This is a genomic window from Phyllobacterium sp. 21LDTY02-6 (assembly GCF_023554255.2).
Taxonomy (GTDB): Bacteria; Pseudomonadota; Alphaproteobacteria; order Rhizobiales; family Rhizobiaceae; genus Phyllobacterium.
Map to the genome: position 1 here is coordinate 709,463 of NZ_JAMJWD020000001.1, position 26,019 is coordinate 735,481.

24 protein-coding genes are annotated in these 26,019 nt (G+C 60.8%); 13 read left to right on the plus strand and 11 right to left on the minus strand.

What is annotated here, in order from left to right:
* Nucleotides 1-140 precede the first annotated feature (140 nt).
* Complete coding sequence (dksA, locus tag M8997_RS03360; RefSeq protein WP_091877580.1) at nucleotides 141-557, plus strand: RNA polymerase-binding protein DksA; 417 nt, start codon at nucleotides 141-143, stop codon at nucleotides 555-557.
* Between the two features lie 59 nt (nucleotides 558-616).
* On the opposite strand, the gene M8997_RS03365 is transcribed toward dksA, so the two are convergent.
* A complete protein-coding gene (locus tag M8997_RS03365; protein ID WP_250013641.1) occupies nucleotides 617-1,639 on the minus strand; it encodes a flagellar biosynthetic protein FliO in 1,023 nt (340 codons plus the stop codon).
* A 407-nt stretch (nucleotides 1,640-2,046) separates the two neighbouring features.
* Between M8997_RS03365 and cckA the strand changes: the two genes are divergently transcribed.
* Nucleotides 2,047-4,644 (plus strand): cell cycle histidine kinase CckA, encoded by a 2,598-nt coding sequence (gene cckA / locus M8997_RS03370; RefSeq protein WP_250013644.1) that lies wholly within the window; start codon nucleotides 2,047-2,049, stop codon nucleotides 4,642-4,644.
* Nucleotides 4,645-4,681: 37 nt separating this feature from the next.
* On the opposite strand, the gene M8997_RS03375 is transcribed toward cckA, so the two are convergent.
* Entirely contained in the window at nucleotides 4,682-6,112 is a 1,431-nt protein-coding gene (locus M8997_RS03375; protein ID WP_250013647.1) for a PLP-dependent aminotransferase family protein, read from the minus strand.
* A gap of 102 nt (nucleotides 6,113-6,214) precedes the next feature.
* Between M8997_RS03375 and M8997_RS03380 the strand changes: the two genes are divergently transcribed.
* Nucleotides 6,215-6,469, plus strand: coding sequence for a DUF1127 domain-containing protein (locus M8997_RS03380; RefSeq protein ID WP_250013650.1), 255 nt, complete (start codon nucleotides 6,215-6,217; stop codon nucleotides 6,467-6,469).
* A 76-nt stretch (nucleotides 6,470-6,545) separates the two neighbouring features.
* Here the strand turns inward: M8997_RS03380 and purB are convergent, their stop codons facing one another.
* The 5 genes from purB to M8997_RS03405 form a co-directional block, all read right to left on the minus strand.
* Nucleotides 6,546-7,847 carry an adenylosuccinate lyase gene (gene purB, locus M8997_RS03385; protein ID WP_250013653.1) on the minus strand — a complete coding sequence of 434 codons (1,302 nt, stop codon included), beginning with the start codon at nucleotides 7,845-7,847 and terminating at the stop codon, nucleotides 6,546-6,548.
* A gap of 88 nt (nucleotides 7,848-7,935) precedes the next feature.
* Nucleotides 7,936-8,673 (minus strand): DUF2259 domain-containing protein, encoded by a 738-nt coding sequence (locus M8997_RS03390; RefSeq protein WP_250013656.1) that lies wholly within the window; start codon nucleotides 8,671-8,673, stop codon nucleotides 7,936-7,938.
* Nucleotides 8,673-9,347 carry a ribulose-phosphate 3-epimerase gene (rpe, locus tag M8997_RS03395; RefSeq protein WP_250013660.1) on the minus strand — a complete coding sequence of 225 codons (675 nt, stop codon included), beginning with the start codon at nucleotides 9,345-9,347 and terminating at the stop codon, nucleotides 8,673-8,675. Before rpe ends, M8997_RS03390 begins: the two co-directional genes overlap by 1 nt.
* Before the next feature lie 70 nt (nucleotides 9,348-9,417).
* On the minus strand, nucleotides 9,418-10,425 hold the full coding sequence (locus M8997_RS03400; protein ID WP_250013662.1) for a P1 family peptidase: 1,008 nt from the start codon (nucleotides 10,423-10,425) through the stop codon (nucleotides 9,418-9,420).
* Complete coding sequence (locus M8997_RS03405) at nucleotides 10,426-11,481, minus strand: branched-chain amino acid ABC transporter substrate-binding protein (RefSeq protein WP_250013665.1); 1,056 nt, start codon at nucleotides 11,479-11,481, stop codon at nucleotides 10,426-10,428.
* 213 nt (nucleotides 11,482-11,694) lie between these two features.
* On the opposite strand from M8997_RS03405, the gene M8997_RS03410 reads away from it, so the two are divergent.
* The 5 genes from M8997_RS03410 to M8997_RS03430 all read left to right on the plus strand — a co-directional run bounded on the left by M8997_RS03410 (nucleotide 11,695) and on the right by M8997_RS03430 (nucleotide 14,643).
* Nucleotides 11,695-12,150, plus strand: a complete 456-nt coding sequence (locus M8997_RS03410) for a flavin reductase (RefSeq protein ID WP_250014384.1) — start codon at nucleotides 11,695-11,697, stop codon at nucleotides 12,148-12,150.
* A gap of 2 nt (nucleotides 12,151-12,152) precedes the next feature.
* A complete protein-coding gene (locus M8997_RS03415; protein ID WP_250013668.1) occupies nucleotides 12,153-12,476 on the plus strand; it encodes an XdhC family protein in 324 nt (107 codons plus the stop codon).
* Between the two features lie 2 nt (nucleotides 12,477-12,478).
* Nucleotides 12,479-13,180 carry an XdhC family protein gene (locus M8997_RS03420; RefSeq protein ID WP_250013671.1) on the plus strand — a complete coding sequence of 234 codons (702 nt, stop codon included), beginning with the start codon at nucleotides 12,479-12,481 and terminating at the stop codon, nucleotides 13,178-13,180.
* 20 nt (nucleotides 13,181-13,200) lie between these two features.
* Nucleotides 13,201-14,082 carry an alpha/beta hydrolase gene (locus tag M8997_RS03425; RefSeq protein ID WP_371929507.1) on the plus strand — a complete coding sequence of 294 codons (882 nt, stop codon included), beginning with the start codon at nucleotides 13,201-13,203 and terminating at the stop codon, nucleotides 14,080-14,082.
* A 123-nt stretch (nucleotides 14,083-14,205) separates the two neighbouring features.
* Entirely contained in the window at nucleotides 14,206-14,643 is a 438-nt protein-coding gene (locus M8997_RS03430; protein WP_250013674.1) for a hypothetical protein, read from the plus strand.
* 27 nt (nucleotides 14,644-14,670) lie between these two features.
* Here the strand turns inward: M8997_RS03430 and M8997_RS03435 are convergent, their stop codons facing one another.
* Nucleotides 14,671-15,594: a diacylglycerol kinase family protein gene (locus tag M8997_RS03435; protein ID WP_250013677.1), complete on the minus strand. Its 924-nt coding sequence runs from the start codon at nucleotides 15,592-15,594 to the stop codon at nucleotides 14,671-14,673.
* A gap of 34 nt (nucleotides 15,595-15,628) precedes the next feature.
* Nucleotides 15,629-16,933, minus strand: coding sequence for a glucoamylase family protein (locus M8997_RS03440; RefSeq protein WP_250013680.1), 1,305 nt, complete (start codon nucleotides 16,931-16,933; stop codon nucleotides 15,629-15,631).
* 87 nt (nucleotides 16,934-17,020) lie between these two features.
* Between M8997_RS03440 and M8997_RS03445 the strand changes: the two genes are divergently transcribed.
* The 4 genes from M8997_RS03445 (at nucleotide 17,021) to M8997_RS03460 (ending at nucleotide 22,560) form a co-directional block, all read left to right on the plus strand.
* Nucleotides 17,021-17,716, plus strand: a complete 696-nt coding sequence (locus M8997_RS03445; RefSeq protein WP_250013681.1) for a fumarylacetoacetate hydrolase family protein — start codon at nucleotides 17,021-17,023, stop codon at nucleotides 17,714-17,716.
* 247 nt (nucleotides 17,717-17,963) lie between these two features.
* Nucleotides 17,964-18,443, plus strand: a complete 480-nt coding sequence (locus M8997_RS03450; protein WP_250013683.1) for a hypothetical protein — start codon at nucleotides 17,964-17,966, stop codon at nucleotides 18,441-18,443.
* A gap of 128 nt (nucleotides 18,444-18,571) precedes the next feature.
* A complete protein-coding gene (mprF, locus tag M8997_RS03455) occupies nucleotides 18,572-21,193 on the plus strand; it encodes a bifunctional lysylphosphatidylglycerol flippase/synthetase MprF (protein ID WP_250013685.1) in 2,622 nt (873 codons plus the stop codon).
* Nucleotides 21,190-22,560 carry an AcvB/VirJ family lysyl-phosphatidylglycerol hydrolase gene (locus tag M8997_RS03460; RefSeq protein ID WP_250013687.1) on the plus strand — a complete coding sequence of 457 codons (1,371 nt, stop codon included), beginning with the start codon at nucleotides 21,190-21,192 and terminating at the stop codon, nucleotides 22,558-22,560. Before mprF ends, M8997_RS03460 begins: the two co-directional genes overlap by 4 nt.
* Nucleotides 22,561-22,562: 2 nt before the next feature.
* Here M8997_RS03460 and M8997_RS03465 read toward each other — a convergent pair whose 3' ends face one another.
* Both M8997_RS03465 and M8997_RS03470 read right to left on the minus strand, forming a co-directional pair.
* Nucleotides 22,563-23,552, minus strand: coding sequence for a bile acid:sodium symporter family protein (locus tag M8997_RS03465; RefSeq protein ID WP_250013688.1), 990 nt, complete (start codon nucleotides 23,550-23,552; stop codon nucleotides 22,563-22,565).
* Nucleotides 23,553-23,626: 74 nt separating this feature from the next.
* On the minus strand, nucleotides 23,627-24,331 hold the full coding sequence (locus M8997_RS03470; protein ID WP_250013690.1) for a GntR family transcriptional regulator: 705 nt from the start codon (nucleotides 24,329-24,331) through the stop codon (nucleotides 23,627-23,629).
* Nucleotides 24,332-24,407: 76 nt separating this feature from the next.
* Here M8997_RS03470 and M8997_RS03475 point away from each other — a divergent pair, with 76 nt between their 5' ends.
* Nucleotides 24,408-26,006, plus strand: a complete 1,599-nt coding sequence (locus M8997_RS03475) for a sugar ABC transporter ATP-binding protein (RefSeq protein ID WP_250013692.1) — start codon at nucleotides 24,408-24,410, stop codon at nucleotides 26,004-26,006.
* Nucleotides 26,007-26,019 lie beyond the last annotated feature (13 nt).

Sequence of the window (26,019 nt, forward strand, 5' to 3'; positions counted from 1 at the left end):
AATTTTACGGAACTTTGCTGATATTTTGAGCGTATTCGTAGGGAGATGTGGCCGACCTCTTATGCTTTTGTAGTTGTGTGCCAATCTGACACGACATATATAGGCCTCCTCGCGTCTCATAGGTGCAGGGTGATTCAATGATGAATAAGCTTATCGATCTTGACTACAAGCCCACGGATGACGAGCCCTTCATGAGTGATCGGCAAAAATCCTACTTTCGTGAAAAACTGATCAACTGGAAAAACGATATCCTGCGGGAGGCGCGCGAAACGCTTGAGATCTTGCAGCAGGAAAATGCAAATCTACCGGACATCGCTGACCGTGCTTCCTCGGAAACAGACCGAGCGATCGAATTGCGTGCGCGTGACCGTCAGCGCAAGCTGATTTCGAAGATCGACGCGGCACTGCAACGGATCGACGACGGGACCTACGGGTTCTGCGAAGAGACCGGTGATCCCATCAGCCTGAAGCGGCTGGATGCCCGGCCGATCGCCACCTTGTCGATCGAGGCGCAGGAGCGCCACGAACGGCGCGAAAAGGTCTATCGCGACGACTGATACAGAAAAAAGCCCGGTTCGCCGGGCTTTTTTTATGACCGCTGCATCGGACTGGAGGCTCAGCGCCTTTCGTCGCGCGAAAGTTCGCCAAGCAGACGCTCCATTTCGTCTTCGATTTCATCCGTTTTCTTCGGCGCCTCGTCCTTGCCTGGAGCGATGTGGAGCTCGCCATCCGAGTCGCTGTCGAACTGGTCGTCGAAATCGACCTCGCCAAGATTGACCCTGTCCTCGTCCTTGGCAGGCGTCACCGCATCAAGGGACGAGCCTTGCACAGGCTCGGCGGGCGGGCTGTCGCGCAGGCTGAACGGAAAGGCGGCGGCCGTCGTCGGCCTCGGCTCGCTGATCGGCTCGATCCTTGGCCGCGGCGGCATTGCCGGGGACTGCGGACGCGGTTCGCCCGTGAAGGAAGGGGCTGGAGTGCTGCTTTTCTCCCATCCGGTTCCGGTATCGCGCGCCGCTATGCTTGGCATGGGCGCTGCTGCTTCCGCAATCGGCGCTGGCGTATTGACGCGCGGGGCAGCGGACGGCGTCACTGGTGCCGATGGAACCGGCGATATCGGAATGCGGGGCGCATCCTCTTCGCCTGCCTCCGGTGCGGACGAGGCTGGCGGAGATACCGGCTGGGATTGCCTCGGCTGGGGCGCAGGCCGTCTTGCCGCTTCGACAGGCGCTGCCTGTGGCGCTTGGCGCTGCGGCGTTTCCGCCGGCTTGGGCTCAGGTTTGAGATCGGGTTCGGGCGCCGCAATTGGCGCCGTTGCCACCGGCTCACTGCGCGGCGCCTTGGCGAACTGCCTTATGTTTTGCTCGACGATCACGTCGGTAGGGCCGCCGATCAGGATGAGATGCTCCACATCGTCACGGCGAACGAGCACCAGACGACGTCGATTGTCGACCGCGGCTGCATCGGTGACGGAAAGCCTGACCTGCCGGTTTCGGCCGCCGGCAACGAAGGTTCCGCCCGTTAACCGGCGCAATATGCCGAAGACGAGAAGGAGCAGGACGATGACCAGGGCGAACAATAGGACGAAGCCCACGATAGGCGCGGCTCGATCACCGACGATAGTTGCAAGCCAGGCATTCATGACGAGTCTCCTCTGCGATCTCTAACCCGAAACCATGCTCCCCAATGCGGGCTCGAAGCATATGTTTACATGACATTAGTGCCGGAACCTATTAATTTGATGGAAATGAGGCGACAGGGAAATCCCTCATATGCTGGTCGAATGCGTTTTCCCCACCCCGCCTGGCTCAACGTTTGCAGGCGGGCAGATTGCTTCTTTGCCTGATGCTCAGGCCGCTCGTGGCAGAATTAATCGGCTGAAAGTAACGGCTTGGCCATTGGTATGCAACTGCGTGCCCATGCGGTCCGGCCCGATAATCGTGGAATAACGGACTTCCTGCGGGGGATGGGGTTTTACCTTTGGCGCAGATATGATCCAACCGATTCGAATGGGCGCGCCAGCCTGAGGGAAGAAGGGGTTTGAGACGGATGTCTCAAGAAACGAACAGCGATCTATATCCTGAGCCGATCATAGCGAAGACCAAGGCAAACCGGGCCGGCCTGCGGCTGGTTCTGCTGGGGGCGCTGCTGATCGGCGTGGCGGTGCTGTATTTCGTCTACCGCGATCAACTCGGCCAGCCATTCCTGCTCGGCCTTCTGGGGCTGCTCGCCATGATCGGCGTCTTCTACCTGTTCGGTTCGGCCATCAATGTCATCCAGTTCACCCCGCGCGGCACGAGCGACGAACTTACCCGTGCTTTCGTCGACACCTATCCCGAAGGAACCGTCGTTTGCGACCAGAAAGGGCGCATCGTCTACGCCAACCGGGCCTATGCGCAGCTCACCGGTGCCACTGGCGCCGACGACGTGCGCCCGGTCGAGCATATCTTGTCCGGCGAAGCGGCGGCGTCGGACCCGATCTACCGCCTCGCCAATGCGGTCCGGGACGGGATAGCGGGGCAGGTGGAAATACGCCTGTCGCGCCCGCTGGACCCGGCGCGGGAGCCGGTACCGACCTGGTATCGCGTCAAAACGCGTGCGGTCGCCGGAATTCCCGACCAGACCACGCCGGTATATGCCTGGCAGATCGCCGACATATCGGCGGAGCGGGCCGAGCAGGAGCGCTATTTTCAGGATATACAGGAGGCAATCGACCATCTCGATCATGCTCCCGCCGGCTTCTTCTCGGCCGACCCGGAAGGCCGCATCATCTATGTCAATGCCACGCTTGCCGACTGGCTCGGCATCGACCTGACCCGCTTTACTCCCGGTTCCATGACGGTGCGCGAGATCGTGGCCGGCAATGGCATGGCCCTGCTGGATGCCGTCCGGACCGAACCCGGCACCAGCCGCAACACCGTCATCGATCTCGATCTTGCCACGGCCCATGGTCAGAGCCTCGCCGTCCGCTTCTACCACCGTGTGCAAATACATCGCGATGGCCGCCGTGGACCGACGCGGACGATCGTCCTCAACCGTGCGGAGGGCGAGGACACGTCCGCCGCCTTGCGCGCCGCCGAAGTCCGCTTCACCCGCTTCTTCAATTCGGCCTCCATGGCCATTGCCGCCGTTGACGCCACCGGCAAGATATTGCGGACGAATGCGCGCTTCCTCGGCCTGTTCGCCCCTGTCGTAGACCGCGACGAGATCGATCGCCGCATCCCGCTCGAGACGGTGGTGCATGAGCGCGACCGCGATGCCTTCGACCGGGCGCTTGCCGCCGCCTTTGCGGGCAAAGCCGAGATTTCGCCGGTCGATACGGTCATTCCGGGCCATGAGGACAGGCATTTGCGCTTCTATATCAGCCCGGTCTTCGATGCCGGTGCGGAAGAGGGCGCAGAAGAAGCGGCCATCGTCTCCGTGGTGGAAACGACGGAGCAGAAGGCGCTCGAAGCGACGATGGCGCAGAGCCAGAAGATGCAGGCGGTCGGGCAGCTTGCGGGCGGCATCGCCCATGATTTCAACAATGTCCTGACGGCGATCATCATGTCGTCGGACCTGCTCCTGTCGAACCATCGCGCCTCGGACCCTTCGTTCGCCGACATCATGAACATCAAGCAGAATGCCAACCGTGCTGCCTCGCTGGTGCGGCAATTGCTGGCATTCTCGCGTCGCCAGACATTGCGGCCGGAAGTGCTCAACCTTACCGATGTCATCGCCGATGTCCGCATGTTGCTGACTCGACTGGCGGGTACACAGGTCAGCCTCAAGATCGAACATGGCCGCGATCTCTGGCCAGTCCGCGCCGATCTCGGCCAGTTCGAGCAGGTCATCGTCAATCTGACCGTCAATGCGCGCGACGCCATGCCTGAAGGCGGCGAACTCACCATCCGTACGCGCAACATGACCGAAGCGGAAAGCATGGAGCTCAACAACAGGGACGTGCTCCCGGGCGAATATGTCGTCGTCGAAGTCTCGGACACAGGCACCGGCATGGCGCCGGACGTCATCGCCAAGATATTCGAGCCGTTCTTCACCACCAAGGAGGTGGGCAAGGGGACGGGCCTCGGGCTTTCCATGGTCTATGGCATTATCAAGCAGACGGGTGGTTCCATCCACGCCGTATCTGAACTCGGCAAGGGATCGACCTTCCGCATATTGCTGCCGCGCTATGTGGAGGGGCAGCCCATGCCGCAGCTCAATGCCGAGGGTGAAACCATTGTCATCGAGACTCCGAAGAAGGAGAAGAAGCAGGACAAGCCCAAGGATCTTTCCGGGTCGGCGACCGTGCTGCTGGTGGAAGACGAAGATGCCGTGCGCATCGGCGGGCTGCGCGCCCTGCAATCACGCGGCTATACGGTCCATGAAGCTTCCAGTGGCGTCGAGGCGCTCGAGGTCATGAAGGAACTGGACGGCAAGGTGGATATCGTCGTGTCCGACGTGGTGATGCCCGAAATGGACGGGCCGACGCTGCTGCGCGAGCTACGCAAGGAATATGGCGACATAAAATTCATCTTCGTCTCGGGTTATGCCGAAGATGCCTTCGCCAAGAACCTTCCCGAGGATGCCAAGTTCGGCTTCCTGCCGAAGCCATTCTCGCTGAAGCAGCTCGCCACGGCCGTCAAGGAAATGCTCGAAGAAGAGTGAAGGGACCGTCGCATGTTGGCGATAGCGCGGCCTGGCGCTACGAATAGCTGTCATAGCTGGCATTGTCCGTCACCATCAGCCGCCGAAGCACGGTCAGCCCGTTCTTCAGTTCCTCGCCGCTGCCGGGAACGGTAATGCCGAGCCGCACGCGGTGGAACGTTTTCTCCGTGCGGCCGGTCTTGAATTCATCCTCGTCGTCGATAAGGACGCCTTCGTTCAAGGCCGCGTTCTTGAAGGTCGCCGACAGCCAGGGATCCGGCAGCTTGACCCAAAGGAAGGCTGACAGGGGCTGCGTGCTGAATTCGATACCGGCAAGAGCCTGGCGGGCAATGGCGCCCCGGCTCCTCACCTCATTGCGGACGCGCGCGCGGATTTCATCCGCATCGCCCGAATTGACCAGCCGCGCCGTCAGTTCCGCCATGAGAAAGGGAAGGCCGCCGGTCACCATCTTATGGGCCGTATGCACGCGCGCGGCGAGATGCGGAGGGCAGGCGACCCAGCCGCCGCGCAGGCCGGCCGCGACCGACTTCGACATGCCGCCGATGACGAATGTGCGCTCGGGTGCGAAGGCTGCGATCTTTACATGACCGTCCTCGACCAGCGAGCCATAGATTTCATCCTCGATGATCCAGACATTGTAGCGGCGCGCGATCTCGGCGGTCGCACGGCGATAGTCCTCGGGCATGGTGAATGCCGTCGGATTGTGCAGCGATGGCATGAGAAAGACGAGCTTCGGGTGCTGCTGGGCGCAAAGGCGCTCGAAATCCTCCGGCGTGGCGCTGCCATTCTGCGTGTGCATGATGATGCTGCGCCGGCCCATCAGATTGACGCTGCGGGCGGCCGAGCAATAGGTGAGGTCCTCGAAGGCAATCTTGTCGCCCGGCACGGTGACGGCAGCAATCGCCGCCAATATTGCGGAGTGGGCGCCGAGTGTCGGAACGACGCTTTCACCGTCCGGTGACCAGCCTGCGCCGGAGAGCCATCTGACGCCCGCATCGCGCCACGAGGCGGGCAGGCTACGCGAATAGCTCGCTATCTCGTTCGGGTGCTGCCGCGTGATCTCGGTGAGCGTGGAGCCCATGAGTTCCGCCTGGCCCACTTCCACTGCGGCGGTGCTGTCGAGCCGGATCAGCCCGGAATGGACGAAGGTCGAGCGTGTTCCACCGAAGGGCTCGCTCGGACTGGCGGGTGCAACAAGCCCCGCTGCCTTCGGATCCATCACATAGGTGCCGCGGCCCACCTCTCCACTGACGAGGCCGCGCTCACGGATCAGATTATAGGCGCGCCCGACCGTGCCGATGGTAACGCCGATATCGAAGGCGAGATTGCGCTGGGGCGGCAGTTTCGTCCCCGGCGGCAATATTCCACCGGCAATGTCGGCCTCTATTCGCTCCGCCAGGCGCAGGTAGAGCGGGCCCTTGCGGCCCTGATCGGGGTCATTGTCCAGATTTGGAAGCCAATTTGTCATGGTAACAATGAATATATTGCGTGTTGAATTGAGTCAATACATGACTGCAATCGCAGAATATGCAGACAATTTACTGCGGAACTGTGCTTTGGAGACCGCAAAATGAGTACAATTGATACAATCTGTGCCGATGAATGTGCAAACGCCCGTACCGATGGCGTGGCAATCGGTACGGCCGTGCGAACACCGTTCAAGGGCAGGCTGATTGCCGTGATCGACTGGATCGGCACTGCAATGATGAAGCGCCGTACCCGGATCCACCTGAGCGAACTCACGGATGATCAATTGCGCGATATCGGCGTCGCGCCGCGGGAGGCGCGCCGGGAATCGGAACGCTTCTTCTGGGACTATCGATAGATTCGCTGAGCCGAATGCAGGAAAACCCGCGATCCGGTCCGGATTGCGGGTTTTTCGTTCATTTTGCCTCGATCATTCAGCCGAATACGCGCTTGAATATCGTTTCCACATGTTTGGTGTGGTAGCCGAGATCGAACTTCTCGCGAAGGTCGGCCTCCGACAATGAGGCCCGCACATCCTGGTCCGCCAGCAGTTCCTCGAGGAAGTCCTTGCCCTGTTCCCACACTTTCATCGCATTGCGTTGAACCAGCCTGTAGGAGTCCTCGCGCGAGACACCTGCCTGCGTCAGCGCCAGAAGCACGCGCTGGGAATGGATCAGGCCCCTGAACTTGTTCATGTTGGCGAGCATGTTGTCGGGATAGACCAGCAATTTCTCGATCACGCCCGTCATGCGAGCCAGGGCAAAATCGAGCGTGACGGTCGCATCCGGCCCGATCATGCGCTCAACCGACGAGTGGGAAATGTCCCGTTCGTGCCAGAGCGCGACATTTTCCATGGCCGGCAGAGCGAAGGCGCGAACCATGCGGGCGAGGCCGGTCATGTTCTCCGTCAGGACGGGGTTGCGCTTGTGCGGCATGGCCGAGGAGCCCTTCTGGCCGGGCGAGAAATATTCCTCCGCCTCCAGCACTTCGGTGCGCTGCAGGTGGCGGATCTCGACCGAGAGCCGCTCGACCGACGAGGCGATTACGCCGAGGGTCGCGAAATACATGGCATGGCGGTCGCGCGGAATGACCTGCGTCGAGACCGGCTCGGCCTTCATGCCCAATGCCTTCGCGACATGTTCCTCGACGCGCGGATCGATATTGGCGAAGGTTCCGACGGCTCCCGAGATGGCGCAGGTGGCGATTTCCTCGCGCGCGGCGACGAGCCGGGCGCGGCACCGCTCGAACTCGGCATAGGCCTGCGCCAGCTTGACGCCGAACGTCGTCGGCTCGGCATGGATGCCGTGGCTGCGGCCGATGGTGACCGTGTCCTTGTGCTCGAAAGCACGCTTCTTGAGCGCGGCAAGCAGGCGATCGAGATCGTCGATCAACAGGTCGCTGGCCCGCATCAACTGGACATTGAAGCAGGTGTCGAGCACGTCCGAGGAGGTCATGCCCTGATGCACGAACCTGGCATCGGGGCCGACGATCTCGGAAAGGTGCGTCAGAAAGGCGATGACGTCATGCTTGGTCTCCCGCTCGATTTCGTCGATACGGTCGATGTCGAACGTAGCCGCGCCGCCTTTTTCCCAGATCGTCGCTGCGGCTTCCTTGGGAATGACGCCAAGTTCCGCCAGTGCGTCACAGGCATGGGCTTCGATTTCAAACCAGATGCGAAACTTGGTTTCCGGGGACCAGATGGCGACCATTTCGGGCCGCGAATAGCGCGGGATCATATTTCTTCCTGTCGGCGATGTCGTTCGGGTTCAGCGGGGGTCTATCAGAGGATGCGCTGGCGCTCAACGCGAGTTTTTCACGCACAGCCTATCTTTGCCTGGTTACGGCCAGCCATCGATAGTCCGGTCCTTCGAAACCCTGTCCGCGGATGGCGATCATCACGGCAACGACCCGAGTGCCCGATTGCGGGTAGAAGGTCTGGACAGCGCCGATCGAATAGCCGAGCGGGCAGCCACGGCTTGCCGGAACTGAACTGTCTTCATGGATGGTCGATGGCGCCGCATTCGGCGTTTCTTCCTGCAGCGTCAGCCTGAAGCCCTTGATATCGCCGATGTTCTGGCAATTGCTACCCGCGGCAAGGGGGAATTCGTCAAGCGAAATGGCCAGAACCGGATCGAGAGCAGGAAAAATCGGGCGAGGATTGACCTTCACGGCCATGGGATTGGCGGAAAGCTCGGTGACAGGATTGAGGGCCACCGTATTGCCGCTATTGGCCAGCAGTTCCGCGTCCGACAAGGATGTCGCGCTCTGTGCCTTCGTTGCGGCTTCGCCGCGCGCCTTGCCGACATCGGCGCTTTCATCGTCGAGGCGCACGCGGATCGGCGTTCCTGGAAGGAATTTGTCGTCCGAGGTGCGGATATAATAGCGATTGGCGTAGGGGAAGCCGGAACCATCCTGCACGCCGAATTCCTCGAAGGCGAAGATGCCGCCATCCTTGGAGAAGCCGAGTATGTTGAGGTTGGCGACGTCGCCGGCGCCCGCCTCGACAGGAAAGGCGAGGGCGGAGGCTGCAATCATGCCCTGCAACAGGCGGCGTTTGACCATCAGCTTGCTTTCATGATCGATGCTCTGATGCGATCGATATTATCCTTGTAATGCGCTTCTGTCCCGCCCTTATAGATCGCCGAGCCCGCAACAAGGGCGTTTGCACCGGCAGCGACTACGAGCGGCGCGGTATCGGCGGTGATTCCGCCATCTACTTCGAGATCGATCGGGCGGTCTCCGATCATCTGGCGGATGCGCCGGATTTTCTCCTGCATGCCCGATATGAAGCTTTGTCCGCCAAATCCGGGATTGACGGTCATCGCCAGGATCAGGTCGACGTCATCGAGCACAAATTCGATCGCGGATTCAGGCGTTGCGGGATTGATCGCAACGCCCGCCTTCTTGCCATGCGCGCGGATCGCCTGCAGGGAACGATGCAGATGCGGCCCGGCTTCCGCGTGAACCGTTATGATATCGCATCCTGCCTTGGCAAAGGCTTCGATATATGGATCGCAGGGCGCGATCATCAGATGCGTGTCGAATATGGCATCGGTCAAGGGGCGGATAGCCTTGACGACGTCCGGCCCGAACGTGATGTTGGGGACGAAGTGGCCGTCCATGACATCGATATGAATCCAGTCAGCGCCGGCCTTGAGCACGGATTTGACCTCATCGCCCAGTCTGGAGAAATCCGACGCGAGAATGGAAGGGGCGATGACAAGCGGGCGGCTCATGGTTGTTCTCCGTACTGAAATTATCGGTGGGCGTTACCATGGGTGGCATTGCCGGACAATGCACAAGCGATTATCGCAGCGAGCTCCATACGGGATAGGGGTCACCATCGGCCGGCGTCGCTGAAAATACACCGCGCGCAATCGCCCGCGCCGTCGTCGAGGCGGCATGGGCACAGAGCTCGATGAATTCGGCCGCATCCGGTGTTCTGCCGCTTGCCCCGGTTGCGAGAGCGAAGACGAGATCGCCATCATAGGCGGTATGGGACGGCCAGATGGCGCGGGAATAACCGTCATGGGCGGATATGGCGAGCCGCTTGGCTTCGGCCTTGGTCAGGATATAATCCGTCGCCACGACGCCGATCACCGTGTTCGAATTGGCAGGCGGGTGGGAAAATTTCGTACGAACTGCCGCAACTTCGGCAGGAAGCGGATGCGGAAGACCGAGCCCGCCAAATTCCGCGGCCAATTCGAACGGCGCCGCCCAGAAATGCCTCGATGAGCCGACCGTGACGGAACCAAGCGCGTTGGAAGCCACGAGTGCACCTATGCAAGTGCCGTTTTCGAGCATTGCCGAAGCCGAACCCAGCCCGCCCTTCAGCCCGGCGACGGTCGCGCCCGTGCCTGCGCCATGGCTGCCCAGTTCGAAATCCGGGCCACTCGCTTCAACGGCGTCATGGCCGAGTTCGCGGTAGGGCGGATATCTGCCCCAGTCCTTGTCGCCGCCATTCATGAGGTCGAACAATATGGCCGCAGGCACGATCGGAACCCGGTGGCCACCAACTTCGAAACCTATCCCGCGTGCGCGCAAGGCTGCCTGCGCCCCGGATGCCGCATCGAGCCCGAATGCCGACCCGCCGGAAAGGACGATGGCATTGACTTGCTGTACGGTATTGTGTGGCTCCAGCAGGTCGGTCTCGCGGGTACCGGGGGCCCCGCCCAGCGCCTGATAGGCCGCGGTAGCGGGTTCTTCGCAGAGAATGACGGTGCAGCCGGATTTCAGCCTGTGATCTTCGGCATTGCCGACGAGAAGGCCTTTGACGTCCGTTATGAGGTTGCGCGCTCCGGGTGTGGGTGGCATTTATTCGGCCTCCGGTACGAATTGGGCGCCGTCATAGCGTTGCAATTCGTAAACATTACCTATCCTCTGGCCGTTCTGGTCGAATTGCAGGGTGCCAAGCGCGGTCTCGAACTTGGTGTTGCGCAAAAGTTCGCTAATTGAACCGGCCTGCGTTTGCGCGGCAGTGAGCACGTTCAGCGCTGCCTCCGTCGCTGCAAAGGCTGCTATCGTATATCCCTCGGGAGCCTTGCCGGCGAGTTCCACCGCATTCCTGGCGTTGCGGGCGGTGTCGAGGAACTGCGGCTCCGTCGGCGCGACCATCAGCGTTCCCGGCACGAGATCGCCTTCCTTGCGGCTGGCATTCAGCGCTTCTCCGCCGATTATGGTGAGCTGGGTGCCCATTGTCTGCGCGCTGAGGCCGATGGATGCCGCATCGTCGCGTTCCCCGCCGACGAAGACCTCGGTCGCGCCGGCGCGTTTCAACCGCCCGACCAGTGCGTTCTGGTTGTCCAGCCCTGGCCGGTATGTGTCGTTGTACACCGGCTTCAATCCTTTTTCCTCAAGCCGTGCCCTGACGCCGCCTGCGAGTTCGCGGCCCGAAATCGTGCCGTCATCGATGATGGCGAATGGCGTGGAGCGCCAGCGTTCCGCCAATATATCGCCGGTTTCCAGGATCGCCTTGCGTTCGGAAGGCGCTGTGCGGAATACCGCAAACGGCGGATCGGCACGCAGTTCCGTCAACGTCGGTGACCGGATCGCCGGGGTGATCACGACCACGCCCTTCTGGTTGAAGAGTGGAAGGGCAGCTTCGAGCGACTCGCTGCACAGGAAGCCGATCACGACCATCACGTCGGATTGTATCAGGCGCCGTGCCGCTTCCGCGCCGCCTTCCGCCTCGCACCGGTCATCTTCCGTAACGATCGTCGCACGATCCGCACCGCCATTCGCGGCTATCGCGGTGGAAACGCCAGTGACGATCTGGTCGCCGAGGCGCGCGAATGGGCCTGACAAGGGTGCTACGATACCGATCCTGTCTTCAGCATGCGCGGCACCGCAGACCATCAGGCTCAATCCCAAGAAAGCTGCCCGGATCATTGCCGTCATTGGACCTGTCGTAATTCCCTGTAAACCATTCGTACCATGCTTTTGGGTAGCGGTTTCCAGCGGTTGGCGCAATCGGGGGTCTATATAAAAGCTTTGGCTTGCTATACTGATGCGTGGGTTGAGTGGAAGAAAGCTGTGTTTATCGCCAAAGATCCTAAAATCGAGCCGCTGGCTTTTCGCAATGCAATGAGCCATTTCGCAGAAGCAGTGCATGTTGTGACCACAGATGGCCCGGCGGGTCGGCGCGGCGTGACCATTTCAGCCGTATGTTCGGTCTCGGATAATCCCGCGACCATGCTGGTGTGTCTCAACCGGGAACATGAGTCCAATCATATATTCATCGAAAACAAGGTGTTCGCGCTGAATACGCTGTCCTTCGGTCATATGGCGCTGTCGGAAGCATTCTCCGGCAAAGGCAGCCTGTCGCAGGCCGACCGGTTTGCGCTCGGCGAATGGCAGACGCTGCAGACGGGCGCGCCCGTGCTTGCCGATGCGCTGGCAAGTTTCGATTGCCGTATCATCGAGACGCATGAAGTCGCGACGCATTACGTGGTCTACGGACGGGTAACAGCTCTGAAAGGCGGTGGCGATGGCCAATCTCTCATCTATCTCGATCGTTCCTACCATCATGTCGGCGGTTGATCATGGTGTCCGAGACGTCTGATCCGCTTTTCATCGCCGAAGGCTGGATGAACAATGGACGCGCTGTCGCCATAGCGACTGTCGTCGAGACGTGGGGATCGTCGCCGCGGCCTGCCGGCAGTCAATTGGCGATCGACGAGGATGGCAACTTCGAGGGATCGGTCTCGGGCGGCTGCGTCGAGGCCGAAGTGATCACGACCGCGATCGACGTCATCAGGTCCGGCGAGCCGACCATGCTGGAATTCGGCGTTGCGGACGAGGTGGCCTGGAGAGCGGGACTTTCCTGTGGCGGCCGCATCAGGATTTATCTCGAGCGGCTGGGCTGACAGTGGATCCTTTTTGTCTGAAAAAGCTCAACCAGGCCCGCCGATTGCGGCAGGCCGCCATACATCTGACCGACCTCGCCGATGGCCGGGACAGGGTGATATTGCAGAACGACGCCGTTGCGGGCGAGCTAGGCGCTGCCATAGCACAGACTTTCGCAGCCGGACGTTCCCGGCTGGTGACCGCCAACGGCCGCGAGTTCTTTCTCAATCTGCACCAGCCGGCGCTGCGTCTCGTTCTCGTGGGCGCCGTGCACGTCAGCCAGACACTGGCGCCTATGGCGGCCAAGCTCGGCTATGAGGTCGAAATCATCGATCCCCGCACCGGATTTGCAACGAGCGCGCGTTTTCCTGAGACTGAGGTTATCGCCGAATGGCCGCAGGATGTGCTGACGAACAGGCCGCTCGATCGCTACAGTGCGCTTGCCGCCCTGTCGCACGATCCGAAGATCGATGATCCGGCGCTTGAAAGCGCGCTTGAAGCGGGCTGCTTCTATATCGGGGCGCTTGGCAGCCGGAAAACCCATGAGAAGCGCATCGAAAGGCTGCGCCAGAAAGGCATTGACGACGACCGGCTGCGGCGGGTGCACGCGCCAATTGGACTCGCGATCGGTGCGGCCAACCCACAGGAAATAGCGGTCGCCATCCTCGCTGAAGTCGTTCAGGCGTTTCGAGTTGGTTCGATTGCCGAGGAGGCGCGGAATTGAGGGGAATGGCGTTGAGTAGGATGGTTTTGAAAGCGGTTTTGCTTTCCTCGATGATGTCGCTGGCCGGGCTGTCGTACGGTTCTGCCGCAGAACTCGCGCCCTACAGGGACGAATTGTTCCAGTATCCGGGCATATTGCAGACGGGGGATTCCGGCGATTACCTCGTCGTCGATTATGACGAGATGCGCGACATCAATGGGCGCGACCAGATACCCGAGCGCCGCGTCAAGCAAGCCTATGTATCGTTGCAGCCGAAGCGTTCCCAGAAGGACCTGGTGTTCCGGACGAGCGGAAGCGGAGTAAAGGCGATGGTCGTCGGCGACATCGGCGACCGGCCGGCATTGGTGGTCATTTATCTCCACGGTCAGGGCGGCAATCGCCAGCAGGGCATGAATGATTATACTTTTGGCGGAAATTTCAATCGCCTGAAGAACCTGATGGCGCGCAATGACGGCGTCTATATAAGCCCGGATTTTACCGATTTCGGGCCAAAGGGCGAAGAAGAGATAGCTTCGCTGGTCGGGTATGTTGCGGGACAGGCACCATCAGCCAGGATTATCATCGCCTGCGGCTCCATGGGCGGCCAATTGTGCTGGAGCGTGGCGGCCAACCAGCAGGCGGGGCAAAGCATAGCGGGTCTCGTCCTGCTCGGTTCGTTGTGGGATGAAGACTTCATTGGTTCAGCGGCCTACAAGCGCCGCGTACCGGTGTTTTTCGGTCATGGCAGCCGCGATCCGGTGTTCGCGGTTGAGAAGCAGGAAGCCTTCTACCGCAAGCTGCGTAGCGGTGCGAAGAACTATCCGGTTCGCTTCCATCGTTTCGAGGGCGGGAACCACGGCACGCCGATCCGGATGACCGACTGGAGGGCGGCCTTGAACTGGATGCTTTCCAAGGCTCCATGAAGGCTTTGTTTCATGTTGCAATAAAGTCCCAGTGTGGCAGCTGTGCCACTCGACAATTGTTAAAAAGCGAATAGTTTCCGGCCAATATTCAGCCATTCAAAAGACGATTTTGCGGAGAAAGCAATGGGTCTGCCCAACAACATTCTATGCCGGATTGCCCCTTTGGCGATCCTTGTCCCGCTGGCAGCGTGTTCGACCACGAGCGACATCGGATCGCGCCCGGTGATCATTCCAACCTTCGCGCCGCCACGCCCGCCGGTTGACGCTGCTCTCGCCGACCCTTGCATATCGGCGGCTTCGGCCAAGTATTTCCTTGCCGAACGCCATATCAAGGTCATCGACTCGGAAGCCGTCGGCGGTGGTGTCAACCATGTTCGGCTGAAGGCCGATATCCGCGACGCTCTCTGCACCGTCACGGACAAGGGCAAGGTCCGTTCCGTCGTGGATACGATGCCGAAGAGCGCCGACCAGGTTGCCGCCGAAGAGGCTGCCGCCCGCAAGGCGGCATCGGGGCAGGCGGAAGCGCCCGCGCCCGTCAAGAAGGCCAGGAAGAAGAGCTGAGCCCAAAGGCGAAGAAGCGGCGCAGCATCAGCTATCCGCTTCTTCCGCGCCCGGCGAACGCGGCACCAGCACTTTCAGTTCACCAGGGTGGATCTGTATTTTCACGTCGCGCGGAAGTTGTATCAACTCGCCGTCGATGGTCGCCTTGGCGTGCTTCCTCAGATGCGGGAAGTGAAGCTCGATCGTCCTGGCAAATTTCTCCTCGACATCCGGATGGTCCCGCCACGAGCCGGTAAAGACGCTAAGGGCGAGCTTCGCGATGGAGGCGGGCGTCGGTTTGCGCGCGATATAGATTCCAAGCTCGCCTCTGCCGAGCTTGTCGGGCACAGGCAACATGCCTTGCCCATAGGGATTGTTGGCGACGGATACAGCCGAGACTTTTCTTTCGCTCGCCTTGCCGTTCAAGGTCATGCGCACCTTGAAGTTCGGCGGTTTGCTGACTGCCTTCGCAAAGGCCCGCAAGCTCGCAAGTCGCTTGCCCCATCGTGAACTATATTCCAGCGTGTTGCGGAATTCGATCATCTGGGGCTGGAAGCCGATGGAGAACTGATGGACGAAGCTCTCATCATTGGCGGTGGAGATATCGACGGCGATGATCTCGCCGGTGGCGAGGCTTTCCAGAGCTGCCGTCAGATCCAACGGGATCTTGAGCGCACGGGCGAAGAGATTCATCGTCCCTGCCGGTAGAACGGCGAGCGGAATGCCGGCTTTCCATGCGATATCGGCGGCGGCCGAGATCGTCCCGTCGCCGCCGCCGGCCATCAATACCGGCTCACCGGATTCGCCTGCGACCCGTTGCATCGCCTTGACCATGTCTTTTCCCGAGACGATCTCGCTGCTGAATTCGTGGCCGCGCTCTTCGAACAGGGTTTTTGCCGTCTGGCTGAATTGCTGCATATCGGTGGTGCGGAATGTTCCGCCATCCCGATTGAAAACGGCGTGAATTCTCATTCATGGCCCCTCTGTTGGCGGATGGCGCTGCCGCTCACCCCGGACACGAGCAATGGTCGAGGCTGGATTTGGTTCCCTGCGCCTTTCCCAGATGAGGACTGTCAAACCCGAGTTCGGCCAGCGCACCCCTTATTTCCACGGCGCTCATGAACAGGCGCCAGAGCAGGCCGCTGCGGTAGTTCTCGATCATGGCGATGATCGGTCCCTGGTCGATGGCGAGGTAGGTTCGGGCAAACCAGTTGAGCGAAGGGGCGAAGGCATCGACGAAGCCAAAGCGGCCACCGATGCGGCCTCGGGGCAACGACAGGAAATAGCGCAGCGCCTGCAGCGATTCCTCTGGCAGATAGGGCATGCTGCTCAAGGAGGCGGTCGGCGCGATCACGCCATTATCCGTTGCCGGAGAGCCGACGCTATAGCCTTTCGGCCCATGGCTCGACGTCAATCCCCAACAGAACGGGGCATGGCCCGCCTGGACGCTATGATTATAGTTGATGCGGCAATGGGCAACATTCTGCTCCCAATAGTCGGCATAGCGATCAACCAGGCCGCGGGGATCGAGGCCGCAGAAGGAATAATGGGCGAAGAAGAGCGGCCCGCCGAAATCCGGCCCGAGCGGCAGTTTGACCCCGTAGAAGCTTTGACCGTTGCGCAGCGCGCCATTGGCGGCAAAACCCTCATGATAGATGATCGGGTCGATCGCTGCCGTGGGTGACGCCGCTGCCAGGAGATAGGTAATCAGAGCCTCATTCCAGCCCCGGACAGGAACGTTGCGCCGAAAGCCATGTCGGGGGCTGCGGTGCCAATAAAGCACTCTCTCGCCGGATTTGATGTGTGAGGTCCAGCGAACTTCGCGCCACAGGCCGTCGATGCGGCTCCGGATATCGACCTCATCGTTGCAATCGCCGGAAAAATACTGCCGGGCGCAGATGAGACCTTGCATCAGCAGGGAGGTTTCGACGAGGTCGCCGCCGTCGTCGAGCCGGGAAAAAGGCACCGTCGAACCGTCCATTCCATTGATGAAATGCGGAAAGACGCCATCATAGCGCCGCGCGCCTTCAAGGGCGGTCAGCATCCGGTCAAGCCTGGTGGTCGCTTGCGTTCGGTCAATCCAGCCCCGCTCGACGCCGATGATGATCGCCATGATCGCAAAGCCCGAACCACCGATTGCGACGAGATCGTTCTTTGGATCGGCCGTCCGTCCGGATCGGTCGCGCGCGAGGCCGCTCGCCGGATGCGCGCCATCCCAGAAATAGCGAAAGCTCTGGCGCTGGATCTCCTCCAGCAGATCATCATCTTTGCCAGCGACGATTGACGATTGCGGCTCTATTCTTAAATTCATGTGAACAGTTTGCGCATACTGATCGGCAGCGAAACAGCTAATGCGCGCGAGACGCGCTTCTCCACAATCCATAGGGGCAATCCGGTCATGAAAAACGACCACTATAGTTTCGAGCCGCAACCACAGCCATTCCTGCGGATAAAGCAGTCGGAAAAACTGTTTCCGGTGCACCGAATCTACTGTGTCGGCCGCAATTATGCGGATCATGCCATCGAAATGGGCCACGATCCAAACCGGGAACCGCCGTTTTTCTTCCAGAAGAACCCCGATTCGCTCGTGATAGACGGGGCCGATTTTCCCTATCCGGGCGCCAGCAGTGACGTGCATTTCGAAATGGAACTGGTGGTCGCAATCGGCAAGGACGGCGCGGGGATCGCCGCCCAAGATGCGCTGGACCACGTGTTCGGCTATGCGGCAGGGCTCGACATGACCCGCCGCGACCTGCAGGGCGAAGCCAAGAAGCTCGGCAGACCCTGGGAGACCGGGAAGGCGTTCGAAGCGTCGGCGCCATGTTCCGAGATTGTGCCGGTATCGATGATCGACCATCCGGGCGAGGGCGCAATCTGGCTGAAGGTCAATGGCGTCGAACGCCAGCGCGGCGACCTGCGTCAGATGATCTGGAACGTATCGGAGACCATCGCCTTTCTGTCGACGCTGTTCACCCTGAGGGCAGGCGATCTTATCTTTTCCGGTACGCCGGCGGGCGTTGGCGCCATCCAGCGCGGCGACGAACTGCATGGAGGTGTCGATGGCGTGGCCGAAATTCGGACCAAGGTGGTCTGAAGATCAAACTTCGCCGACAAAATGACCTTGTTCGCGACACCTCGACGAACAATAATTCAGGGGAGCAGTTGCAACTGCAGCGCGTAAAATCATCGCCAAATCAATCATGTGCAACTGCGCCGCCGGCTAATGAATAAAATTGTGATCGGATGTGAGAAATTTGTCCCTTGTATTTGATTTCAAATGGTTTTACCTGACTGAAGTATAACGTCAAGCTCCCTCTCCATTGTGTCTGCATGGTATCCGGATGAATCATCGCATCGTTTTTGGTTCTTACCCAATCCCTCGCTTTGCGGGGATTGCCAGCCATAATTTCGTCGCCTGGACCGATGCGGATGGGCGGCCGCTCTACGAGATCAATGGCGGTGCGGCAAATGCCGATGGCAGTTTCAACTATTGTGCGGTCAAGGGACCGCTGACGGCGGTCGTTACCGACTACCGGCACCGCGATCTGACCTATTATCCTGAATTCTACGTTCGGCCGACATCGGTTTCGAACGTCCTGATGGAAGCGCCCTTTGCCGTCATCGCCGCACGCTGGAATGCTGCGGTAGAGGTGGCGGAGATGATAAGGCAGTCCGGTCTGCGCTATTCCTTCCTGGTGCAGAACAGCAATAGCGTCGCCACGGCCATAACCGAAGCCATGGGCCTTACGCCTCCCTCGGCCGCAATAGGGAGGCTGAAGGCGCCGGGAAGCTTCCGGAGACTTGCCCTGAAGGCTGCCTGAGGTCGGGCTGCCTGAGGCGCCCGGCATCATCGATAGTCAAGGCGCAATCCCGCCATTATTTGATTGCTAATGACGGCGTCCCGAATTCATGTTGATTTGGGGATGTTCAACCGTCGAAGGCGGTCCTCATGACTTCCGTCAATGATAAAGTGGATGCCACTGACAAACCCAAGGATGTATCCGGGGTGGGTTTCCAACTGGGCAATCGCACGCGCTCGGCGCTGTTTGCAGCCCTGGGCATCGGCGTCGCTGCCATCAGTCTTTTCATACTCAGCCGCGTATCGAGCGACCTGCACCTGCACGATGTGCGGCGCTCGCTTCACGCGCTTCCGGCAAGTTCGCTATGGCTGGCGCTGCTTCTGACGCTGGTCAGCTTTGCGGCAGTCGCGCTTTACGATGTCGTGGCGGTCGAGACCATTGCTCCGGGCCGCGTGCCCTATCGCATATCGGCGCTGGCCGGCGGTGCGGGCTATGCCATCTCCAACGCTCTTGGTTTCTCCCTGCTGACGGGCGGGGCGCTCCGCTACCGGGTTTATGCGGCGGAAGGCATAGATACGGCCGATATCGGCAGAATTATCGGCACATCGTGGATGGCGATCTGGTTCGCATTCACGATCATGATCGCAGTGGCACTCGTTACAGACCCGTCGCGGATACCCTGGCTGGTCTCCTTTGGCCCGGCTCTCGATGAGGCGATCGGTATCAGTATCCTGCTTGCCGTGGCGACGCTGCTTTTCTGGCTGTCGCGACGCGAGCGGACGTTGCGGCTGGGAAGATTGTCGGTGCGGCTGCCTTCGACACAGGGTGCGCTGCTGCAGATCGTCGCCGGTCTCATCGATGTCGCGGCGGCTGCCGCGACGCTTTATGTGCTGTTGCCGCCGGACGCCGTTGGCAGCATCGCCGCCTTCGCGCTGATCTATGTCGTGGCCGTCGCACTTGGCCTGCTCAGCCACGCCCCTGGAGGCCTGGGCGCATTCGAGGCGACGATCATTACAGGGCTGGGGCTTGGTCAGAATCCCGATGCGATTGCCGGGCTTGTTGCCTATCGTGTCATTTATACGCTTATCCCGTTCCTGATTGCCGTTGCCGGTTTCGTTCTGTCCGAAATCTTGCGCCGCCGGCACCTTATCGCAGCGCCAGCCCAGGCCGTGGTGCGCTTGTTCGAGCCGCTGATACCACCGCTGGCCGCGGGGATAGCCTTTCTCGGCGGCATCGTCCTCCTCATCTCCACGGTCATTCCCGGCGCTCGCGGCAGGATAGAGACACTCGCCGACATAATGCCATTGCCGTTCCTCGAAATGTCCCATCTTGGCGCGAGTTTCGTCGGATTGGCGCTGCTGATCGTTGCGCGTGGACTGGCGAGGCGGCTGTGGCGGGCGTGGCTTGTCGCCATCGTGCTGTTCAGCCTCGGTGCAGTGTTCGCGCTGTTCAAGGCGCTGGCCTGGGAAGAATCGGTCATTCTCGGACTGATGGCGGGAATATTGCTGCTGTTCGGCGATTCCTTCTATCGCAAGCCGCTCGACGAGCGTTTTGCCTTGAGCTGGGGATGGCTTGCCAGCATCGGAACGACCGCATTCGCCATCATCTGGCTCGGATTTTTCGCCTATCGGCACGTGGAATACGCCAATGAACTCTGGTGGGAGTTCGCCTGGGATGCGCCGGCATCGCGCTTCCTGCGGGCAACCGTGCTGTTGCTTACATTGCTCGCAGCAGCCACCATCAACACGATCATCAATGGCGCCGGGCGAAGCAGGCTGAAAAAACAGCCGATCCCGTCCGGGGTTCCGGCCCTTGTCGAGGCATCGCCGCGTGCATCCGATGCGCTGGCGCTGCTTGGCGACAAGCGATTTCTCCTTGACCCGCAGGGCCGGGGATTTGTCATGTATGCGCGTTCGGGCGGCAGTCTCGTCTCGATGGGCGAGCCGGTCGGGAACGCTGCCGTCGCCGACGAACTCGCCTGGGCATTCCGGGCGCTTGCCGATCGCTCGGGCTTGAGAACGGTGTTCTACGCGGTCGGGCCGGAGCGCATTCCGCTGTTCCTCGATATGGGCCTGACGGCACTCAAGCTTGGAGAGGTCGCACGCGTCGAACTCGAGGATTTCTCGCTGGAAGGATCCAGGCGCCAGCCGCTGCGATATGCGGCGCGTCGCCTCGAAAAAGAAGGGATATCCTTCGAGATCGTCGGCCGGGACGCCACTGCGGAGATCATGGATGAACTGCGGCAGGTTTCGGACGCCTGGCTCGATATGAAATCCGGTTCCGAGAAGCGCTTTTCGCTCGGCTCGTTCGACCCCGCCTATCTGGCCTATTTCGACATTGCGGTTCTGCGCAGGGAGGGCCGCATCGTTGCCTTCGCCAATCTGTGGCGGGGTGCCGATAAGCATGAGATGGCGGTCGATCTGATGCGCCATCTGCCCGACGCTTCGAGCGTCGTCATGGATGGGCTGTTCGCCAACCTGCTGATGGCCGCCAAGAATGAAGGCTACCAATGGTTCAATCTGGGCGCTGCGCCGCTGTCCGGCCTTTCCGACAGCCATCTCGCCTCACGCTGGAACAGGATAGGCTCCTTCATCTATCGCCGCGGTGCTGAATTCTACCGATTCGACGGGCTGCGGTCGTTCAAGGACAAGTTCGGGCCGAAATGGACGCCCTATTATCTCATCTGCCCCGCCGGACTGGCCACGCCGCGCTCGCTGATCGACGCGACCAATCTCGTCAGCGGCAGCCCCTTCGAGGTTCTCAAAAGATGAAATTGCCGCGTCGTTCGCTATCCGGACTGCTCGTCGCCCTGGTGCTCGTCAGTCTCGGGCTGGCGCTTTATCTGAACTACGGCCTGCCTGGTCACAGGCCCAACGCTGTCACGGTCACGGCCGAGCGGTTGAAAGACGTTCCGCTGTTACAACCCAAGGGAGAGGTGACCGGCATTGCCATACTTGTGTCGCAGACCGGCGGTCCCGCTGCCGACGATCGAGCTCTGGCGGACAAGCTCCTCGACCGGGGTTTTCTCGTTCTCACCGTCGACCTTGAGAAATGGCGGCGCGAACTGAACCAGGATACCGGCGATTGCACCTATTTCGTTGCCGATTTCGAGGGCCTCGCAAAGGAGGCGCAGCGCCTGGTCGGAGGCAGTACCTACATGCACCCGGTGATCGTCGGCATCGGCGAGGGCGGCGTCATGGCCTATGCGTCCGTCGCCGATACGCCTGCGGCGACCCTTGCCGGGGCAGTGATCGTCGATCCCGCCGCCGCCCTGAACACCAAGCTTCCATCGTGCGAAGGTGCGGATTACGAAGCCGTTGCCGGTCAGGGATACAGCTATTCCTACAATGCCGATCTGCCGAACCCTGCCATCATCGTGCGCGAGAAGCCCGATGCGGAGCCGAAAGGGCCGCCGACGCAGGGGTATTTCCTTGCCGAGGAACGACTTGCCGACACCAGGGCGAAGCGTCTCGACATGGCTGCCGATGCTGCCGTGGAAATCGCGCGCGAAGATGCCTCCGCCGGTGCGCTTCCGACGATCGACATTCCTGCAAAGGATGGTCAGGCGAAATATCTCGCGCTGTTCTTTTCCGGCGATGGCGGCTGGAGAGATATAGACAAATCCGTCGGCGACATCATTGCCGGCAAGTCCGTGCACGTCGTCGGTGTCGATTCCCTTCGTTACTATTGGAGCCTGCGCAAGCCGGAGGGGATTGCCAAGGATATCGCGCACATGGTTGCGAAGGCTGATCCTGGCGGCAGGCTTCCGGTCGTGCTGCTGGGCTATTCGTTTGGAGCGAACACGCTGCCTTTCGCCTGGCCCTATCTGCCGAAGAGGCTGCAGGACCGCACCGCAATGATCGGCCTTATCGGTACGGAGAAGACCACGCCTTTTCAGGTTTCCGTCGGCGCCTGGCTCGGTCTGGGCGGCGACAGCGACGTTGCGCCAGCCATTGCCAGGCTGCCGGCGTCGAAGGCGCTGTGCGTCTATGGGTCGGAGGAGGACGATACGGCCTGCAACGATCCGGCGCTTGCCGCCGTCGAAAAGATCGAGCTAGCCGGCGATCACCACTATGACGAGAAGTACGAGCTTCTGGCCCAGAAACTGATGGAGGCGCTGGACCGGCGCTTGCCGTGACATCACTCGGTGCGGCTGTCGGATAGGGGCTGCCGAGCCGCCACGTCGGCATAATGCTTGGCGATGACGGCGCATACCATAAGCTGGATCTGGTGGAACAGCATCAGCGGCAGAACGATGGTGCCGATGCTCTGGTCCGCAAATATGACGGTGGCGATCGGTATTCCGGTCGCGAGGCTCTTCTTCGACCCGCAAAACGTGATGGCGATTTCATCGGCCTTCGAGAAACCGGCGAGGCGGCTGCCATACATGGTGATGGCCAGTACGATGGCAAGAAGCACGATGTCGATGATGATGACCGCAGCGAGATCCTGGATGGAGGTTGTCCGCCACAGGCCTTCGGTCACGGACTCGCTGAAGGCGAGGTAGACCACCATGAGGATGGAGCCGCGATCGACCGGCATCAGCAGCGATTTCCTGCGGCGCAGAAACTCGCCGATCCACGGCTGCAGGATCTGACCGAGCACGAAGGGCGCCAGAAGCTGCGTGAGGATCGACTCCAGGGCATCGAGCGAGAAGCCCGCATGACCGCTGGCCGATATCAGCAGTCCGGCAAGAAGCGGCGTCAGGAACATCCCGAAAATGTTGGAGGCGGACGCCGAGCAGATGGCGGCGGGCACATTGCCACCGGCTATCGATGTGAAGGCGATCGAGGACTGAACGGTGGAGGGGAGTACGCACAGGAAGATTATGCCGGTGTAGAGCGCAGGCGAAAGTACCGAGGGAACGAGAAAGCCGGTTGCGAGCCCGAGCAGGGGGAACAGCACGAAGGTCGACGCCAGGATGGTCAGGTGCAGCTTCCAGTGAAGAGCACCAGCGATCACGACCGCACGCGACAGCCGCGCACCGTGCAGAAAGAACAGCAGGCCTATGGCGATCTTCGTGGCGATCGCAAAATACTCGGCCGCGTCGCCGCTGATCGGCAGGAACGAGGCGAGCACGATGGTCGCGACAAGCATGATGGTAAAACTGTCTGGGATCAAACGGGACATGATATTCTCTCAGCCTGGGAAGGGCCGCTCTACCACGTGGAATGACAGGACGAAAGCCTTGCAAGGGCAGCGGATCAATCTCCGAAGAGTTCGGGCCGCTTGTCGCGAAGTTGAAGCAGCATCGTGCTCATCTTGGAAATATGGGCTGCCATTGCCTCTGCCGCCTGCGGCCCGTCTCCCTCGGCGATCGCCGCGATGATGGAACCATGCTCCGCCAGCGTCTCCGACATGCGGGTCTCGTAGTGCAGCAGCAGACGGCGGGCCCGGTCGATCTGGCTACGCTCCTTGGCAGCGATCTCCCGCAGTCCGATCAGCCCCGTGCCGTCGCAGATGAGATCGTGCAAGGCTTCGTCGAGTGCGTAGAAACGCTCGAAATCGGCGGCTTCGGCAGCGGCCTTCTGCTTTTCCAGATTGTCGTTCATGAGCGCCACTATTTCCGGGGAGACCCGCTGCGCCGTGTGCCGCACCGCAGCCGTCTCAAGGGCCAGCCGCACAAACTGGGCCGTTTCGATCTTTTCCATCACGAGACGCGCGACGAATGTTCCGGTCTGTGGGTAAATTTCGACGAGGCCCTCACCGGCGAGGCGGCTTATCGCCTCCGTTACGGGGGTGCGCGATACGCCGAGTTGAGACGCCAATTGTTCCTTGCGGATCAATTCGCCCGGAGAAAGCTGCGATGAGATGATGGCCTGCCGCAAGATCGTATAGACTTGGTCGCGGCGTGACACCACGATGACCTTCTGTGCCCGATAATCCGTGGCCGCCGTCTTCGTTTGCAAATCCCCTCCAAACCTGTCGCTGCTTGATTTGCGTGACAGGAAAGTATTTGACTCCGCGCCTGTCTTCGCATCTAACATGTTACACATCAGCTTGAAAGAGTGTTTTGGGAGGAACATTTTGGAGAGTTCGGCGCCGATCGTCTCGCTACGCGGGATCAGCAAGAATTTCGCCCACATCATGGCCCTGGAAAGCGTTGATCTCGATATCCACGCTGGGGAAATTCATGCGGTCATGGGCGAGAACGGGGCGGGAAAATCGACGCTGGTCAAGATATTGAGCGGCGTTTACCGGCGCAGCGGCGGCACGATGACCGTGCGCGGCGAGGAGGTCGATTTCGTCTCGCCAAAGGAAGCCGAACGGTACGGCATCGCCATCATCCACCAGGAACTCAATCTCATTCCGAGTCTCAGCGTCGCGGAAAACATCTTTCTCGGGCGGGAACCGATGAAGAAAGGGCTCTTCATCGACTACAGGGCGACGGAAACGCAAAGCGCCGAGCTGTTGTCGAGATTTGGCATCGATATCGATCCGAAGGCCGATATAGAGAACCTGCGGGTTGGCGAGCAGCAGCTTGTCGAGATCGCCCGCGCGCTGTCGCTGAATGCCGATGTCCTTATCCTGGACGAGCCGACTTCGGCGCTTTCCGAGGCGGAAGCGCAGCAACTTGCGCGTCTGGTGCGGATGCTTGCAGAGCGCGGTGTCGCCATCATCTATATTTCGCATCGCATGAACGAGGTGTTCGCGCTTGCCGACAAGATCACGGTGCTGCGCGACGGCAGGTTCATCGCTACCCATCCGGCATCGGCAATAGGCGAGCGCGACGTCATCCGCATGATGGTCGGGCGCGAATTGCAGCCGCAGCGGGCAAAGGAGCCTGTTACGGCCAAGCCGGTGGTTCTGTCGGCGCACCATCTCGGATTGAGCCGGCCGAATTCGCGCGGCCGGGTCCATGCCGTCGTCGACGATGTCAGCTTCGACGTCCATGCGGGCGAAATCCTCGGCATCGGCGGCCTGCTGGGTTCCGGGCGGACCGAGGTTCTGGAACTGATATTCGGTGCAGCCGAAGGGCAGCGGTCCGGCACGATCATTCGCGACGGCAGCAGCCTCGACGTCCCGTCGCTCACGCCGCGCCAGTCGGTCGTCAATGGCATCGGCTTCCTGACGGAGGACCGCAAGGGAACCGGACTGCTTCTCGATGCCGATATCCGATCCAATGCCGTGCTGCCATCATTGCCGTGGCTTGCGCCGACAGGCCTCATCTCGAAGCGGCGGGAAAATGCGGTGGCCAGGCGGATGATCAAGGCCATGCGTGTCCGCTGCCAGGGGCCGGACCAGAAAATCGATGAACTCAGCGGCGGCAACCAGCAGAAGATCGTGCTGGGCAAATGGCTGGAGACGAGGCCGCGGGTCGTTCTGCTGGACGAGCCGACACGCGGCATCGACGTCGGCGCCAAGGAAGAGATCTACGAACTTCTGAACGGGCTCGCCGCTTCGGGGGTCGCCATTGTCATGGTGAGTTCCGAACTGCCGGAACTGCTGGCGCTGTCGCACCGGATCGTCGTCATGTGCGAGGGCAGGGCCACCGGTATCGTCGCGAGCCGGGACTTTTCGGAAGAACGCATCATGGAGCTTGCGACACCGCGAGGCTCGGCGCTTGTCGAGGCGGCGGCATGACCCATGCGAGCGA